Source organism: Binatus soli (SeqCode), from assembly GCF_050015535.1.
In the GTDB taxonomy this organism is placed as follows: Bacteria; Desulfobacterota; Binatia; order Binatales; family Binataceae; genus Binatus; species Binatus soli.
The window spans coordinates 110,017-126,908 of record NZ_JBEKBF010000008.1 but is presented as its reverse complement, the minus strand read 5'-3'; the positions used below and the strand labels follow the sequence as shown (position 1 = coordinate 126,908).

13 protein-coding genes are annotated in these 16,892 nt (G+C 62.5%); 8 read left to right on the top strand and 5 right to left on the bottom strand.

Going from position 1 to position 16,892, the window contains the following annotated elements:
- Positions 1–4 precede the first annotated feature (4 nt).
- Entirely contained in the window at positions 5–1,402 is a 1,398-nt protein-coding gene (locus tag ABR989_RS08145) for a M20/M25/M40 family metallo-hydrolase (RefSeq protein WP_428127425.1), read from the bottom strand.
- A gap of 531 nt (positions 1,403–1,933) precedes the next feature.
- Between ABR989_RS08145 and ABR989_RS08140 the strand changes: the two genes are divergently transcribed.
- On the top strand, positions 1,934–2,683 hold the full coding sequence (locus ABR989_RS08140; RefSeq protein ID WP_428127423.1) for a hypothetical protein: 750 nt from the start codon (positions 1,934–1,936) through the stop codon (positions 2,681–2,683).
- 96 nt (positions 2,684–2,779) lie between these two features.
- Here ABR989_RS08140 and ABR989_RS08135 read toward each other — a convergent pair whose 3' ends face one another.
- The 4 genes from ABR989_RS08135 to ABR989_RS08120 are packed head-to-tail and all read right to left on the bottom strand — an operon-like array spanning position 2,780 to position 7,141.
- Positions 2,780–3,868 carry a hypothetical protein gene (locus ABR989_RS08135; protein WP_428127421.1) on the bottom strand — a complete coding sequence of 363 codons (1,089 nt, stop codon included), beginning with the start codon at positions 3,866–3,868 and terminating at the stop codon, positions 2,780–2,782.
- A gap of 24 nt (positions 3,869–3,892) precedes the next feature.
- Positions 3,893–5,137, bottom strand: a complete 1,245-nt coding sequence (locus ABR989_RS08130; RefSeq protein ID WP_428127419.1) for a dihydrolipoamide acetyltransferase family protein — start codon at positions 5,135–5,137, stop codon at positions 3,893–3,895.
- 27 nt (positions 5,138–5,164) lie between these two features.
- Entirely contained in the window at positions 5,165–6,136 is a 972-nt protein-coding gene (locus tag ABR989_RS08125; RefSeq protein WP_428127417.1) for an alpha-ketoacid dehydrogenase subunit beta, read from the bottom strand.
- Between the two features lie 24 nt (positions 6,137–6,160).
- Complete coding sequence (locus ABR989_RS08120) at positions 6,161–7,141, bottom strand: thiamine pyrophosphate-dependent dehydrogenase E1 component subunit alpha (RefSeq protein WP_428127415.1); 981 nt, start codon at positions 7,139–7,141, stop codon at positions 6,161–6,163.
- 156 nt (positions 7,142–7,297) lie between these two features.
- On the opposite strand from ABR989_RS08120, the gene ABR989_RS08115 reads away from it, so the two are divergent.
- The 7 genes from ABR989_RS08115 to ABR989_RS08085 all read left to right on the top strand — a co-directional run bounded on the left by ABR989_RS08115 (position 7,298) and on the right by ABR989_RS08085 (position 16,884).
- Positions 7,298–8,194 carry an NAD(P)-dependent oxidoreductase gene (locus ABR989_RS08115; protein WP_428127413.1) on the top strand — a complete coding sequence of 299 codons (897 nt, stop codon included), beginning with the start codon at positions 7,298–7,300 and terminating at the stop codon, positions 8,192–8,194.
- A 22-nt stretch (positions 8,195–8,216) separates the two neighbouring features.
- Positions 8,217–8,999, top strand: a complete 783-nt coding sequence (locus ABR989_RS08110) for a hypothetical protein (RefSeq protein ID WP_428127412.1) — start codon at positions 8,217–8,219, stop codon at positions 8,997–8,999.
- Positions 9,000–9,093: 94 nt separating this feature from the next.
- Positions 9,094–10,455, top strand: a complete 1,362-nt coding sequence (locus ABR989_RS08105; protein WP_428127410.1) for a hypothetical protein — start codon at positions 9,094–9,096, stop codon at positions 10,453–10,455.
- Positions 10,452–11,492, top strand: a complete 1,041-nt coding sequence (locus ABR989_RS08100; RefSeq protein ID WP_428127408.1) for an AAA family ATPase — start codon at positions 10,452–10,454, stop codon at positions 11,490–11,492. The genes ABR989_RS08105 and ABR989_RS08100 overlap by 4 nt, the downstream gene beginning before the upstream one ends.
- Before the next feature lie 10 nt (positions 11,493–11,502).
- Positions 11,503–12,408 (top strand): DUF58 domain-containing protein, encoded by a 906-nt coding sequence (locus ABR989_RS08095; protein ID WP_428127406.1) that lies wholly within the window; start codon positions 11,503–11,505, stop codon positions 12,406–12,408.
- A 2-nt stretch (positions 12,409–12,410) separates the two neighbouring features.
- Positions 12,411–14,306 carry a BatA domain-containing protein gene (locus ABR989_RS08090; protein WP_428127404.1) on the top strand — a complete coding sequence of 632 codons (1,896 nt, stop codon included), beginning with the start codon at positions 12,411–12,413 and terminating at the stop codon, positions 14,304–14,306.
- On the top strand, positions 14,299–16,884 hold the full coding sequence (locus tag ABR989_RS08085) for a VWA domain-containing protein (RefSeq protein WP_428127402.1): 2,586 nt from the start codon (positions 14,299–14,301) through the stop codon (positions 16,882–16,884). Before ABR989_RS08090 ends, ABR989_RS08085 begins: the two co-directional genes overlap by 8 nt.
- Positions 16,885–16,892 lie beyond the last annotated feature (8 nt).

The window sequence follows — 16,892 nt, the reverse complement described above, 5'->3', positions numbered from 1 at the left end:
ACACCTATCGCGAGCTCCCGAAAATCCGGAGCAACTCGACCATCCGTTGAATCCCGTCAGCGAGTTCCTTCACGCCGATTCGCTCGTTGATTCCGTGAACGCCTTTTGCTTCGGCGGGATTTACTTCGACCGGAATGAAACCGTAGGAGACGATCTTCTTATGGCGGAAGTAATGGCTGTCGGTGAATCCGATGATCATGGAGGGCACGACGGTGGCCCGGTCGTGGTCTTTGGCCAGCGTCGCAATCGCGGTCATCAGCGGCGAGCGCGACGGCGACGAGATCGGCTGAAAGTTAAGGATCACGTCGACCTTGATGGCGTCGTCGCCGATGACTTTTTTGATGTCGCTCATGACCGTCTTGGGATCGCTGCCCGGCAACAGCCGGCAATCGACTTCGGCATACGCCGTCTCGGAGATCACGTTGGTCTTATCGCTCGCAGACAGCACCGTAGGCGTGATGGTGTCGCGGACCCGCGCGTTCTGGCCGGGATCGGAAAGAAACGTCTTGAGATACTCGGGATCCTTCAGCGCAGCGGCGAGATCGAGAAGCTGCCTGGGGCCGCGATCGAGCTCGGCCATCGTGCGATAGTAATCATTGACCGGCCCGATGACGTGGACCGGCGTTTTGTACTCGGTCAATTTATCCAGCGCGCGCACCAGCCGCGTGACCGCGGTTTCCGCGGGTGGATCGGATGCGTGCCCGGCCGGGCCTGTGGCCGTAAGCTTGAGCCACAGCGGCGTTTTTTCGGTGACGGACACCACGTAAACCTTGCGCTTGTTGTCGGATAGCGCGCGAATCCCGCCGCCTTCGTTGATCAAATAGCCGGCGTCGGAGAAGACGTTGCTCTCGTGATCGACGAACCATCCCGCACCATTCTTACCGCCTTCTTCCTCGTCGCCGGTGGCGACGAACAGCACGTCGCGATCGAGCAGGATGCCCGCGCGCTTGATCGCGAGCATCGCCATCAGCTCGATCACGCCGGGGCCCTTGTCGTCGATCGAGCCGCGTCCCCAGATTTTTCCATCCTTGACGGCGCCCGAGAACGGCGCCACCTCCCATTCCTTGGGGTTGGCGGGCACCACGTCCATGTGGCTCAGCAGGATAATCGACTTCGTATGCTTGCCGATCCCGCGCAGGCGCGCCGCGACGATTCCGCGCCCATGCTGCGGCTCCCAGGTCGTGGCGGGAATTCCGTCGGTCAGAAATTTTTCCCTGAGCATCCGCGCCGCTTCGATCTCGTTGCCGGGCGGATTGGTGGTGTTGATCTGGATGTACCTGGAGAGCAGGTCGGTCGCTTCCTGGGTGACCTTGTCCCAATTGATCGGCTGGGGAGGCGGCGCCTTCGATACCCCCATCGATTCGGATGGCAGGATGTTGGGCGAGGCCGACGGGGCGGCCAAGGCGGAGCCGCAAAGAGCAACGCAGGCTATCATCCATACCGCGGCAATCGAGGCAGGTGCACGCCGGCGCAAAGCGGCTTTCGAGGATGCGCTCGTCATTTTGGGCCGTAGTTGAGAATTTCGCTCACGGTATGAAGGAACACCGTCGCGCGCGCGCCGTCAACTGCTCGGCAGGGCTGAGAGTGCGAAGCGTGGGGAAGGAGAAATCACTTTATTGAATGTGAAACCCACCGTGGGGTTCACACTTCCCTGGGCAGGGGTGACCCCTGCACCCGGTACTAAGAAGACGCGAAAATCTGCGCAGCGCATCTTTTCGCGACTACGCGATGGGCAGGGCTGAGCCCTGCACCCAGTACTACGGCCGCCCGCCGTTGGCGGGCGCGGCCCCTGCCGCGGGCACGCGGTTTCAGAAGCGCGCGGCGAGCGGGTCTCCGGGTTATTGCGTCCACGACAACGTCCGACTGGAAATCGCAAGTCGGAAGCGCATAATCTTAAAGCCAAGATACCTGATTTTAGATTTTGGAGGCGTGAATGGCACAATCTTTGGGAATCGTTGATCGCATTAAAGCCGCGGCACTTATCGAACTTGATAAGTGCAAGGAAGGTCTGCGCTTTTCGGAACTAGTTGCTAAGGTGAAGGCCACTGATCCCACATTCAATTCAAACACGATCAACGGTAGTATTTGGAACTTGGATACCGCGTATCCGGATCGTGTTTTCAAGCCGTCTAGAGGTCGATTTCTCTCGGTAAAATACAAAGACGAAGCGAATGATTTGCAGTCCAATGAGACAGCCGTTGGCAGTCCAACAAATGAGGAAGATTTCTATGAACCGTTTGCGGACTGGCTCAAGAATGAAATTGAAGACGTAACACATGCCATCCCACTTGGAGGCAATGTATTCAAAGATAAATGGAACACACCAGACGTTATAGGCAAACGCGAGTCACGACAGAGCGATATTATCAAAGGCACGACAGAAATTGTATCGGCCGAGATCAAAACAGATCCTGCCCAACTCATCACAGCATTCGGCCAAGCTTGTGCTTATAAGCTATTTAGCCATAAGGTTTATCTCGTTGTTCCGAGTCTATCAAACGAAGATGAAGTGTCGCGCCTTGATTCTCTGTGCCAGATTTTTGGCATTGGCCTTGTCACATTCGATGCAAAAAAACCAGACGCGCCGAAGTTTCAGATCCTTGTGCGCCCCACCAAGCATGAGCCAGATTTATTTTACACGAATAAGTACATAGCAAAAATCGAAGCACTGCTATTCCCATGAGCGAGTCGGTTGGCTGCCGAGGCGTCTGACGGCGAATCGCCGTTGTGTGACAATGGTTGGCACCGAGCGCTTGCAAACATCCGATCCGAGGAGCGTTTAGTAGAAAGTAAGCACTTCTAGGACTTTCGTTGGTGTATTGTAGAGTAGGGCGCACAGCTTACGAACGCCGCCGGGGAATTCCAGAATGATGTTAAACTTCAAGGTCTCGCCGTTAGTAGAACGTGCTAGGTTATAGATATAGTTCGCCGCAAATTTAGCGCGAATCTGTCGCACAATCTCGTCGGCGCTCAGTTCAACGAGACCGGCCTGCCGCAGCGATCCGGTCTTGTCTTTCTTTAGGTAGTCGAGCCTTCGCGCATCAAGAGCAACCTCGAAGTCCTGGAACTCAACCGGATTCGGTGTGATCGCATTGAGCGAGAACTTCGTGTCGCTTTCGCCTTCAAAGACCGGTCGCTCAATCTTGTACGAAAGGAATATTCCGTAAAGCATCAGCGGGACACTTCTCACCGATAGGGCAAGGCTGTCGAAGTCAAAGAGTGAAAGGTTTACGTTCTCGCTGTCGTCCCGATCATCTTCGTGCCCTCCGATGATGAGGCTTTTGTGCTTGATGAAAGCGCGAACCAGCATCAATGAAAGGCATGTCTTAACGGGCGATGCCAAGTCCAAATCGAGAAAGCCGAGGTACCACGGACTAGCAAGAAGTCGGCTATGCACACTCGATGTTGCCAAAGACGAGAGGTTGTTCAGGTAGACAAAGTATAAGGTGTCGCCACGCCCGCCACGCCGCGCCATCTCGGAATCCGGCGATGCAGAAGGCGAGGCGGATAACATTTCACCGAAATCTGCCTTGTCCAGCCAATCACCGCACAGGACGCTATGGGTCGAACGCGCGTCAAGAACCGGCAGAAGCTGATGAACAGCTTCTGGACCGTACAAGCCGGATGTCGCCTTGGACCAGTCGAACACGAATGCCCGTTCATGGCGATCCCCTGTGGGTGGGACCAGCGCGCCCTTTAGCTTCGAGTATTCTACGCCCTTGGAGGCCAGCAGAGTGCGAAGCCGTTGAAACTGACCTTGAATTTCATTGAACACCTGCTGGTCGCTCAGATTGAAGTGATCTGTCATCACCTCAAGGAGGATGTTGCTTCGTGCCTCCAGCGTGAAAATCGTGTCAAAGGTATACATGGAGATCTGAGAATGCGGGGGGCGTCATGCGGCGGAGTTGAAGAGTTCGAGCACGGTTTGGAGGAACTCGGCGGCGGGCGCCCCGTCAACCACTCGATGGTCGAACGTGAGGCTTAGCCAAAGCATCGCGCGCTTGGCGATCTCGCCGCGATAGACGGCAGGCTTCTCGACGATTCGCCCGACGCCGAGGATTCCGGTCTCGCCGGGATTCAGAATCGGGGTGAACGCGTCGATTCCGAACATGCCGAGGTTGGTTATCGTAAACGTGCCTCCGGTTACGTCTTCGAGTTTGAGATTACCGGAGCGCGCCTTTTCGCCGAGCGCGCGGCTTTCGACCGCGATCTCCCGAAGCGACTTGCTCTCGGCGCGATTCACGACCGGAACGATCAGCCCCTCATCGAGTGCGACGGCGATGCCGACGTTCGCACTTGCGCAAAGGGCAATCTCCTTGCCGTTTGCGTTGAGGCGCGCATTCATTCGCGGATGACGCATCAGGGCGCGCGCAACCGAATGAATCATCATATCGGTGTATGAAAAATCGAATTCGCGGGACAGGCGGGCGCGAAACTCGGTCGCCGGCGTCACATCGGCTTCGGCGGCGATGGTGATCTGCGCGCTGGAGTGAAGACTCTGATGCATCCGCTCGGCGATCACCTTGCGCACGCCACGAAACGCGACCCGATCGATGGACGGCGCCGATCCCGCCGGGGGCGCCGCCGCAGAGATGGCCGGCTGCAATGTCGCCGCGGATTTGGCGCCGCGCTCGACGTCTTCGCGAGTGATCCGTCCGCCGGGGCCGGTGCCTTGGATTTTATCGAGATCGACGCCGAGTTCAGACGCGATCTTGCGGGCGACCGGGCTTGCGGTATGTCGATCCCGCCCGCTCGGGGTGACCGCGGCGGTCTGACTCGGGTTGGCCGCGGCGGTCTGACTGGCGGGCGGCGGCGATGTCACCGGTGAATCGCGATGGGCAGGTTGCGACGCGGATTTGCTGTCGTTGTAACGAGCCGCGACTGTCGCGACATCCTCGCCTACCTCGGCGATCACGGCCACCGCCGTGCCGCATTCAACCGTTGCGCCCTCGTCGAACAGGGTGATCGCGAGCGTGCCCGACGCGGGCGCTTCGACCTGGTAGAGAACTTTCTCGGTCTCGACCTCGTAGAGCGGCTCGCCCGCGTTGACGCGCTCGCCGGGAGCCTTGAAGAAACGCTGAATCGTTCCTTCACGCATCGTCAGCCCGAACTTGGGCATCGTAACTTCAATTGCCACAGTCAGTTCCGCAATTGCCGGGCCCGGCTATCGTCCGACCACGGCGCGAATCGCGGCTTCGATGCGAGCCTCGTCCGCGATGGCCGCCTTTTCGAGCGGCGGACTGAACGGGATCGGCACGTCGAGCGACGTGACGCGGCGGACGGGTGCGTCGAGGAAGTCGAAGCCCTTGTCGGCGACGATCGCCGCGAGATCGGCGGCTGCGCCACCGCGCAGATGGCCTTCGTCGGCGATCACGATTCGATTGGTTTTCTCGACCGAAGCAAGGATCGCGTCTTCGTCGAGCGGAATCAGCGTGCGCGGATCGATTACTTCAACCGAGATTTTTTCCTTCTCGAGCTTTTCCGCGACGCTCATCGCCTTCGGCACCATCGCGCCGATCGCGACCACCGTCACGTTGTCGCCGGGCCGCTTCACGGCGGCCTTGCCGAGCGGGACCAGGTGCTCGCCGGCGGGGACATCCTCCCGGGACCAGCCGAGCGCGCCGTGCTCGAAGACAATCACGGGATTGTTGTCGCGGATGGCGCTCTTGAGCAGGCCCTTCATGTCGGACGGCCCCGAAGGGATGACCAGCTTGAGGCCGGGGACGCTCAGAAATTGCGCGTACACCGTTTCGGAATGCTGCGCGGCCGCGCCGCCCATCGCGCCGAACACTGCGCGAAACGTGATCGGCATGGTGGCCTGTCCGCCCGACATGTAGCGGAGCTTGGCGGCCTGGTTGCAGATCTGGTCGAAGGCGCAATAGAAGAAGCTGGCGAATTCGACTTCGCAAATCGGCCGCGTCCCCGCCATCGCGGCGCCGACCGCCGCGCCGACGAAGCCGGCCTCCGAAATCGGGGTGTTGCGCACGCGCTTGGCGCCGAACTTGTCGATAAGGCCCTTGGTCGCGCCGAACGCGCCGAGCACGACGTCCTCGCCCATCAGGAAGGTCAGCGGGTCGCGTTCCATTTCTTCGGCGATGGCCTGGTTGATCGCCTGGATAAAACTGATTTGTGGCATGACGATTTCTCCGATCGCGGGTGCTCAGGTGTTGTTGTAAACGTCGTCGGTGACTTCCGACGGTGCGGGCAGTTCGCTCGAGCGTGCGAATTCGACCGCGTCGGCGAGTTCCTTTTCGGTGTCGGCGATGATCTTTTTAAGTTCGGCCGAGCTTATCTTGCCGCTCTCTGCGCACCACTTCTCGAATCGAATCAGCGGGCATTTGCGCTTCCATTCCTCGACTTCGGATTTCTCGCGATAGGAGCCGTCGCCAAGAAAGGCCTGTTCGCCGACGACGTGCCCCTCCCATCGATAGGTCTTGCATTCGAGCAGGGTGGGACCTTCGCCCGCGCGGGCGCGTGCGACGGCCTCGCTGGTGAAGCGAAAGACTTCGAGCACGTCGTTGCCATCGACGATATGGCCGGGAATGTCGTAGGCCTTCGCGCGCACGGCGATGTCTTTGACCGAGGTCACGGTCGCCATCGGAGTGAACTCGCCGAAGCCGTTGTTCTCGCATACGAAGACGACCGGCAGCTTCCAGACTGCCGCGAGGTTCAGCGACTCGTGGAAGGTGCCCTCGTTGGAGGCGCCGTCGCCGAAGAACGCCACGGTGACATCGTCCTTGCCGGCGATCACGGCGCCCAGCGCGGAGCCGGTGGCGATAGGCAGTCCAGCGCCGACGATCCCGTTGGCGCCGAGGATGCCGAGCGAGTAATCGACGATATGCATCGAGCCGCCCTTGCCTTTGCAGTAGCCGGTGCGCTTGCCGAAAATCTCCGCCATCATGCGATCGAGGCGTCCGCCCTTGGCGATCAGATGTCCGTGGCCGCGATGGTTTGACGTGATGCGATCGGTCTTGCGCAGCGCGGCGCAGACGCCGGTGGCGGAAGCTTCTTCGCCAATCGAGACGTGGACGAAGCCGGGAATCTCGGCGGCCATCGCGAGGTCTCGCGCCTTGGACTCGAATAGCCGGATCTTCTGCATCGTGCGATACATCTCGAGTAACTTGTCCTTGCTGATGTCCATGAAGGGTTTTTTGCCTCCGTGAGAATTGCGGGGGATGCGCGATGAATGTCCCCGGCGAGCGGAAACTATCCCCAACCGCAGCAATCGTCAAATGAGCGGGCGGGCGGCCGCAGTCGAATTCATTGCGACGTTCGACTGGAGTGGTAGGCTCAGCCGATGACACAGAAAATCGGATTCGTCGGACTGGGCGCGATGGGTCTGCCGATGGCGGCGAATTTGCTCGCCGCGGGATACCATCTGACGGTTTACAACCGCACCGCGTCGAAGGCTGAGCCGCTCATTGCCAAGGGCGCGCATCGCGCGGAGCGCGCCGGCGACGTCGCGCATCCGGGAGGTATCGTCGTCTCGATGCTCGCGGATGACGCCTCGGTCAAGGCGCTCGTGACGGGCGAGGACGCGCTCGCCGAGCGAATTGCGCCGGATGGAATTCATGTCTCGATGAGTACGGTGTCGCCGGCGACCACGCGGGAACTTGCCGCATATCACGCGACGCGCGGGAGCGTGATGGTTGCGGCACCGGTGTTCGGACGGCCGATCCAAGCACAGGCGAAGCAGTTGCGGGTCTGCGTTTCGGGGCCGGCCGGCGCCAAGGCCAAGGTGAGACCGATCATCGAGGCGATGGGGCAGGAGGTATTCGACTTTGGTGACAATCCCGGCGCGGCGAATGTGGTGAAGCTCGCGGGTAACTTCATGATCGCGGCGGCACTCGAGGCGATGGGTGAGGCAGTCGCGATGATGCGCAAGAGCGGCGTCGATCCGGCGGCGGCGCTCGAGATGCTGACGAAAACGATCTTTGCGGCGCCGGTGTACCAGGGTTACGGCCCCGTCATAGCTCATGGGGTGTTCACGCCGGCGGGTTTTCGGCTGCCGCTTGGACTCAAGGACATCGACCTGGTGCTGCAGACCGCGGGCGCGGCGAACGCGCCGATGCCGACGGCGAGCCTGCTGCGCGATCGATTTATCTCGGCGATAGCCAAGGGGCGCGCCGACCTGGACTGGTCCGCGATCGCTCTGGGAGCGGCCGACGACGCCGGACTCAAGGAATCGCGCTAAGGAATTTTCTTGCGAGACGCGCGTGACGAAGTACGTCGCCCATATTTTCGCGCTCTCTCTATGCATGGCCGCGATGCTCGCGGCCGCGCCTCCATCGCACGCGATCGACTTCTATGAAATCGAGGTCTACGACACGGATACCGCGCCGGCCGGTCATCTGGCGCTCGAATTGCATTCAAACACGACCTCGACGGCGACCGGGGATTTGGCGAAGAGCCAGATGGACGTGTACCAGGTACACGAGACGCTCGAGGGCTCGTACGGAGTCTTGCGTTGGCTCGAAGTCGGGCAGTATTTCGCCACCGCGAAGCTCTCCAACGGCGATTACGAATACTCGGGCTCGCGCACGAAGGTCCATTTCGCCGTCCCGCAGACCTTCGAGTGGCCGGTGCAGCTCGGCGGCAATATCGAGCTTGATTACATGCGGCGCGCAGCCGAGGAAAATCCGCTGTCGCTCGAGCTGCGGCCGATCGCCGGCGCGAACTACAAGGGCTTTCGGCTGGTGGGGAACTTCGCGTTTGAAAAGCCGTTCAGCGGTCCCGAGACGCATCGCGGGCTTCAATTCGATCCGTCGGGCGAGCTGGTTTATGAGCTCAACCGCTGGGTTTCCCCGGCGCTGGAATACTACGGCGACATGGGATCGATTCAGCCGCTGGCGAAGGTGCAGAAGCAGCAGCATTTCGTCGTGCCGGCGCTCAACTTTGATTTCATTCCGCAGCTCGAGCTCAATCTCGGCGTGGGAATCGGAGTGACTCGCGCTAGTCACGGGGTATTTCTGAAATCGATTATTGGCTGGACGTTTTAGGCGCCGCCGGGACAGGAAGCAGTGGGGGCGGAGATTCATCGTTGCGTGATTAGCCGGGCTAAACTATCCTCGATTCACGCGCTTGGCGCCTTCGATGTCGTTTCCCTCACAAGACAGGCGAGCTGATGAGAAACTCGGGCAAATCCTGGGCCGGGTAGGTTCCGTCCGCACGCGACTCAACTCGCTGGCGTTGCAGCATGCGATTTTCTACACGCTCGCGATCGCGATCGCGGGTGGCGCCGCAGTTTTTGCCGGTGCATACCTGCTGTCGCCGCTCGCTTTCCTGGTTGGCGCTTCGGCGCTGGTGATTATTGGCTGCGCCGGTATCGCGAGCGCAGTCGGCGCCGGGTGGCGGATGCGCGCCAGCGCGGTGCGCGCCGCCGCGATTGCCGATGATCGGGCCGAGCTGAAAGGGCGTCTCTCGACGATCGTCGCACTCGCCAATCACCAGACCCGCGGCTCGCTGTGGTCGTACCTGGTTGAAGATACGATCGGCTATCAGGACCAATTCGCGGCCGCGCGGATCGAGCGGCGCCGCGTGTCGCGCGCGATCTATCCGCTGGCCGCAGCCTTCGTGCTGGCGGCGCTCGCGATCCCGATTTCAAAAATCAATCACGCGCCACAGGTTACTCCGGGCAGCGGGCAGGACGACCTGACGGTCGATCTGGAGGATCTGCATCTGCGACCGGCTGATCCGGGCGATGAATCGGGGATGCAGGTCACGGCAGACGCCGCGACCATGCGCCGGCTTGAGGACAAATTGGCCCGGGAGAGCGCGGCGAACGGCGAGGCAGGCGGCAATTCGCTGAACCAGCTGGTGAATCGCGCGCGCGACATGGCCGGGCATTTACAGAGCAGGCTGACCGGACAGAAGATGGCCTCGGAGCAGCGCCTCAACCTGCGGCTGGCCGACGCCGGCGGCGATCAGGATCAAAATGAAATTCATCGCGCTCCTGAGACGCAGAAGAATCGGCGCAGCGACATCGCAGGACAGTTCAAACAGGACCAGCCAAAATCCAGCCGCGAGATCGATCTGCCGAGGGAGGACGATTTGCGCCATCCGAATTCCGAGCCTTCGCCCGGCGCCAATGGCGAGTCGGGCGCGGAAGCCAACTCCGGCAAGGATAACCCCGGCAATCGGGATAACAGCGCGACCGATCGCAGGATCCAGCAAAGCGGCGAGAATGGCGGCAACGGGGGCGCGGCGCACGGAATCGGCGCCGATCCCGACAGCCTGTTCGGCGCACCTGCGGCGCCGAAGCTCGGCACCGAGGGTTTCGAGATCGCAATCGAAGCGCGGCCCGTCGATCACGGTGCGAAGGGCGCCGGTCACGCCTACGTTGCGCCCAAAGTGCGCGCGCCGCTCAGCCTGAACCAGGAGCCGGACGAGCCGGTGGCGCGCGCCGCGGTGCCGGCCGAAGATCGAACTACTATCAAACGGGTATTCGACAGATGAGCGAGGTGCAGGCGGAAACGCCAACGGTGGCGGATTTCGCCCGGACGTTTCGGCGTATCCAGGCCGAGATCCACAAGCTGATCATCGGACACGAGCAGGCCGTCGAGGAGTTGCTGTCGGCGCTGTTCGCCGGCGGCCACGTGCTGATCGAAGGCGTTCCCGGCACGGGCAAAACGACGCTGGTCAAAACGCTGGGGCTGGCGCTCAATCTGAGCTTCAACCGAATTCAATTCACAGTCGATCTGATGCCGGCCGATATAACAGGCACGCGCGTGATTTTGTCGGGGGAGGACGGACGGCGCGAGTTCAGCTTTCAGCCGGGGCCCGTGTTTTGCCATATCCTGCTGGGCGACGAAATCAATCGCGCGACGCCCAAGACGCAGTCGGCGCTGCTCGAGGCGATGGCCGAGCTGCAGGTGACGGTATCGGGCACGACCTACCGCCTCAAACCGCCGTACTTCGTGATGGCGACGCTGAATCCGATCGAGATGGAGGGCACCTATCCGCTGCCGGAGGCGCAACTCGATCGCTTCCTGTTCAAAGTCCGTTTGAACTATCCCGACGAAGGCGAACTGACTCGAATCATCTCGTCGACGACCGGGCCCGAAGAAGCGGGGATCGAGGCGGTGTTCCACGCCACCGAAGCGCCCGAGCGAATCGAGGCGCTCAAGCGGCTGGTGCGCGAAGTGATGGCGGCGCCCGCGATGGAGATATACGCGGCGCGACTGGTGCGAGCCACGCAGCCGCAGAACTCGCGCTTCGTGACCGACGAAGCCAGGGCCGTGCATGACGAGATGGTCAATCGCTACGTGATGTTTGGCTCGAGCCCGCGCGGTGCGCAGGCGCTCATTTTGGGCGCCAAAGTGCGTGCGCTGCTCGACGGGCGCGCCAATATCGCGCGTGAAGATATCGAGCACGTGGCGGTCGCCGCACTCGCCCATCGCATCATGCTCAACTACGCCGCGCTATCCGACGGAATCGACGCCGCGCACATTGTCGAGCGCGTCATCAAGTCGGTTCGCGCCGCGAAGCTATAGGCGGCCGACGATGCTCGAAGCACGCGCTTTCGAGCCGGAATTTTTGCGCAAGCTCGACCGCCTGGTGCTGGGCATCAAGCGCGCCCGCACCGTGCGCGCGGGCCAGCGCGCGTTGGGCAGAATCCAGGGGCTCGGAATCGAACCGGAAAATTTCAAGGCGTACGCGCCCGGCGACGATTTGCGCTTCCTCGATTGGAACGCGTTCGCGCGGTTTGACGAATTGATGCTGCGAACTTACCGCGCCGATCGCCAGGTCGAGGTTACCGCGCTGGTGGATGCGAGCGCGTCGATGGGATTGCCCGAGCACGACGACAAGCTGGGGCTCGCGTTGGCGATCGGCGCGTCGCTCGCGTACATCGGGATGGCGGACAACGACGCCGTTCGAATCGGCGCATTCTCGATGCACCGTGGGGCGATGAAGCTCGACGCAACGCCGTTTCATCGCCGCCGCGAGTCGTATGTCAATTTCAGGCCGTTCGTGATGTCGGTGAAAGCGGGCGGCGAGACCCGCCTGGGCGCGGCCGTCGATCAATTGCTGCTGCAGCGCCGGCCGGCAGGGATGGTCGTCGTCATCTCGGATTTTCTCGTGAACGAAAGCGACGCCGCAGACGCGCTCAAGCGGCTGGTGGCGGCGCGCCACGATGTAAAAGTTGTCCACGTGATGGGCGAACAGGAGAGCACCGCTTCGTATCCATCAGGACTGTTCCGCGTGCGCGACTCAGAGACCGGCGAAGTCCGCGAGACCGTGCTGGGCCCGGCGACCGCCGCCGCGATCCGGCGCAACGTCGAAAAGATAGCCATGCGCATGCGCGAGATCTGCACGACGCATGCGATTACTTATGCGCAGGCGTTCGGAGCGGGCAATCTTGAAAGCATTATGGAGCGCGAACTCCCGCGGCTCGGAATTGTGAGATAATCGTGGGTCTCCTGAATCCGCAGAACTTCATTTATGGACTCAGCCTCGCGCTGTTGGTGCTGATCTATCTGCGCTCGCGCTCGCGTCCGACCATCGAAGTGTCGAGCCTGATGCTTTTCGACGAAGCGCCCGCGCCGGTTGCGAGCGTCCGTCACGTGCGGATCGATCCGCTGTTCTGGCTCGAGACGGCGACGCTGACGGCGCTGACGCTGGCGATCGCGGGATTGTACGTGATGAGGCCCCGCACGCCCGGTCACGGCCGCATCCATGCGCTGGTGTTCGATCTCGGCGCCGGGATGAGCGCGCGCGAAGGCTCCGGCGCCAGACTGGACCAGGCCCGCCGGGAGGCGATGGAAATAATCAATCAAGCGCCGGCCGGAGACGAGTTCAGCGTAATCGCATACGCACTGGAAGCGCAGGCGCGCCATCCGCAGACCGCGAACCTGGCTGACCTGCGCAAGGCGCTCGGCGATTTGATCCCCATGGCGGTGCCCGCACGCACGGCGGCTCTGCGAGCGGCGCTGATTCGCGCGCGCGGCGCCTCGGAAATCGATCTGTTCGCCGATCGGCCGCCCGCGGCTGCGATTCTTGCCGACGCCGCCTCGACGGCGCGCGTGAATTTCCACCTGGTCGGTTCCGGCGACTCCAATCTGGCGATCGTGTCGCTGGATCCCGGCATCCCGCGCTCGACGCGCGGCCGCGCCGTGATTCGCAATTTCTCCGCGCGGCCTCATTCCTGCGAACTGGCGATCGATCTCGGCAACAGCGAGGAGTTTCATCAGACCCTGATGCTCGCGCCGCGTGAACAGGTCGTCGTCCCGTTCGGACCGATCCGGACGGGAGGTGTGCTGCACGCGCGAATCCTGACCCCCGATGCGATCGACGCAGACAACGACCGCTACGCTTACGCGCCATCCGATCGTCCGGCGCAGGTCCTGGTCCTGTCGCCTGACGCCGCGGTGCGCGACGATATCGCGCGCGTGGTGCTCGCGGTCAACGCGAATTTCCAGATCGAGACCGCCGATCCTGCCAGGTATCTTGCGGATGCGAACGCATCCCGTCCGAGCGCGAAGCCGCTCGAACTGGCTGTCATGCACGATTGCTATGTGCCCGCGGCCGGGGCGGCGTCCACGCTGCTCATATATCCGCCGCAACTTGCGAAGAACTTGCCGTACGCGGCCGCAATCGGAATCTCGGTCAATGGAACGCTGGCGAGCGCGGACATTAGCAGCTACGCGATGGGCGAAGCGCCCGGGATCGAATCCCTGACGCTGGGCGCGACGCGAATTGTCGCGATCCCCGAATGGATGGATTTGATTGCGACCGCGACCGGCCCCGCTCATTCGTCGATCCCCCTGGCCGCGATCGGGCGTGCGGCGGGCGGTCCCGTCGGCGTACTCGCATTCGACGTCCGCGATCATCTTCTGCTCGCTCCCGATCATCTCGACGCGCTGGTGCTGACGGTCGATCTGATCAAACAACTGACCGCAGCGCGCGATATTTTGATCGTGGCGACCGGGGCTGATGTGAGCGTACCCGCAACCGGAACCGCGCGCGTCACCCAGCCCGACGAGAGCGTGCGGACCGTCACGGCCGACAAATGGGGCCGCGTGCGAATCCGTCCGCTGCAGGCCGGGCGCTACATCGTCGAGTCGGGGGGAGAGACGACGCAGGTGTTCGCCAACTATTACGACGCGGCCGAGTCCGACCTCGGCGCCAAACCGCAGGCCGAAGCGAAGGCGCCGGCGGAAAAGGCCGCCGCCGCATCGAATGCGCAATCCGCCAGGGAAGTGCAGCCGCTGGTTTTCATTTTGATCGCGCTGGCGCTGCTCGCCCTGACGATTGAATCCGCGATGCTGATTGGCCACGCCGGCCGCTGGGGGATGCGCCATGTTTGATCGGCCGCATCTGCTCTGGCTGCTGGTGCTCGTGCCTGTGGCCGTGGCGCCGGGAATTCTCGCGATGCGCGGCGGGATGCGGCTGGCGGGCGCTGCGGCTGCGACGCTTCGCGCGCTGTGCGTTGTAGCTCTGGTCGCGACGCTCGCGGGGCTGCGCATTCCGGGGCGTATCGCCGCGCAAAGCGTCGCGGTGGTCGTGGCGCTGGATGAGTCGCGGTCGGTCTCGCCCGATCAGCAGGATTGGATGCGGGGCCAGGTCGAACAGTTGAAGTCCGCGATGGCTCCGGCCGACCAGCTGGGGATTGTCGCTTTTGGCCGTGACGCGCGGCTGCTTGCGCCTCTGACGGATCCCCGGCTGCTGGGGCATTTCGGCGATGGCGCCGACGGAGGGGCCACCAATATAGCCGGCGCGCTGACCGTGGCTGAAAGCCTGTTTGCGGCGGAAGCGGACAAGCGAATCGTGCTGCTGAGCGACGGCAACGAAACCGAGGATTCCGCGATGACGGAGGTTCCCGCGATGCTCGAGGACGGTGTGCGAATTTTCGCCGCCGCGCCGCCGCCGTCGGCGACCGAGAGAATTGCGGTCACCAATTTCTATTCCCCGGACACGGTCCGCGCCGATCAGCGCTTTGCATTCAGAATCGACGTTGACAGCGAATCGCAGTCTCCGGTCGCAGCCACGCTCAAGCTCTACCGCGACGGCATCGCAGTCGGCGGGGAAGCGACTGCCCTGAAGCCGGGGCTGAACCGCTTCGAGCTGCCCTATCGGCTGGAGCGCGCGGGCGCATACTTGATGAGTGCGGAAGTCTCGATTGCTGCTCCGCGGGTGGCGTTGAATCCGCGGGTCGAGGCCGCGATTTCGGTGACCGGCGCGCCGCGGATTTTGATCGTCTCGACCACGCCGCCGGAAAGCCTCGTGACCGCGCTCAAGATGCGCAACTACGCGATTGATTTCGTGTCGCCACGCAGCCTGAGCGAACACCCGGTGGACTACCTGCCCTATCAACTGGTTATCCTCGACGATGTGCCCGAGGGTTCGCTGACGGGGGCGGCGCAGCACGCGCTCAATCGCTACGTCGCCGATTACGGCGGCGGACTGGTCGCGACGGGCGACACATTGCGCGAGGAGAAACTGGCCGGCGGCGAGCTGGAAAAGGCGTTGCCGGTAAAGTTTGCACCGCAACCGCCGCCGCCGTCGCGCGAGCCGATCGCCGTTTACCTCTGCATCGATCGCTCGAACTCGATGAGTTACGACTCGCGCTATCCGGCGGTGCGCGACGGCGAGCGAATTCGCTACGCCAAGCAAGCCGCGATCGCGCTGCTGCGCCAGCTCGACGATACTGATTTCGCCGGCGTGATCGCGTTCGATTCGCAGCCGTACGTGCTCGCGCATCTGCAGCCGCTCGGCGAGGATCGCGGCGATCTCGAAAACCGCATCGACCGCCTGCAACCCGGCGGCGGCACCGACTTCAAGGAGGCGCTCGAAATCGCGGAACGCGAGATTCTGCGGAGCGCCATCCCGGTGCGCCAGGTGATTCTGCTCACCGACGGCGACACCAACCGCCAGTATCAGGACCACGACGATCTGATCGCCGAATTCGCGCGCCGGCATATTCCGGTCTCGACCATCCGCATCGGCCCCGACCTCGCCAATCTGCGCTTGCTGCAGGACTTCGCGCAGGCGACCGGCGGCGTCTTCTATCGCGTGCAGGATATCGAGAAGCTGCCGCTGCTGCTGGTCGGATTGACGCGCCAGGCGATGAACCGGCGCAAGCCGGATCGCACCACCGTCGAAGCCGGGGCGGCAACCGCGATGCTCTCCGGCATCAGCATCAAGGAGATTCCGCCGATAGATTTTTTTGCCGCGACCGAGCCCAAGGACGGCGCGCAAGTCATGCTCAAGGTCACGCGCGCCGACAAATCTGCGCCGCTGCTTGCGTCGTGGCAATATGGACTCGGTCGCACCGCGATTTTCGCCGCCGAACCCGACTCACTCGCCACACTGAGCTGGATTCGATGGAACCGCTACGCGGAATTCTGGTCGCAGCTGGCGGGTTGGACGATGCGCCAGGGCGACTCCGGGATGTTCACGATGCGCGTCCACGGCGCGCCTGACGGGTCGATCACGGTCGAGGCTGAAAGGGCCGATCCCAATCCCGTCAGTAACCTGGTGTGCCGAATCACCGGGCCGGGACGCGCCATCGACGTTGCGATGACCGAGGCCGCCGCCTCGATCTATCGGGGCGAAGTCGGGCCGCTGCCGCGCGGCAAGTACGTCGCGACGCTGATGTTCAAAGCGGGCGATTCCGAAAAAATCCTCGAGCAGCGCGAATTCGCCGCCGCCGGATCGATTCCGGCCGACAGCGCCGAGTTGCGCATCAAGCCACCCAATCTCGAACTGCTGCGCCGGCTATCAACCGCGACCCACGGCGCGTTCGAAGCTCCCGCAGCGACAATTGCCCGCCATCGCGGTCAGACCGTGGCATTTCGCCGCAGCGCGGATCCGTGGCTGATTCCCCTTGTGATCATGCTGTTCCTGGGAGAAGTGTTTGTGCGTCGCCGCTATCTCGGCGATTGACGATGGAG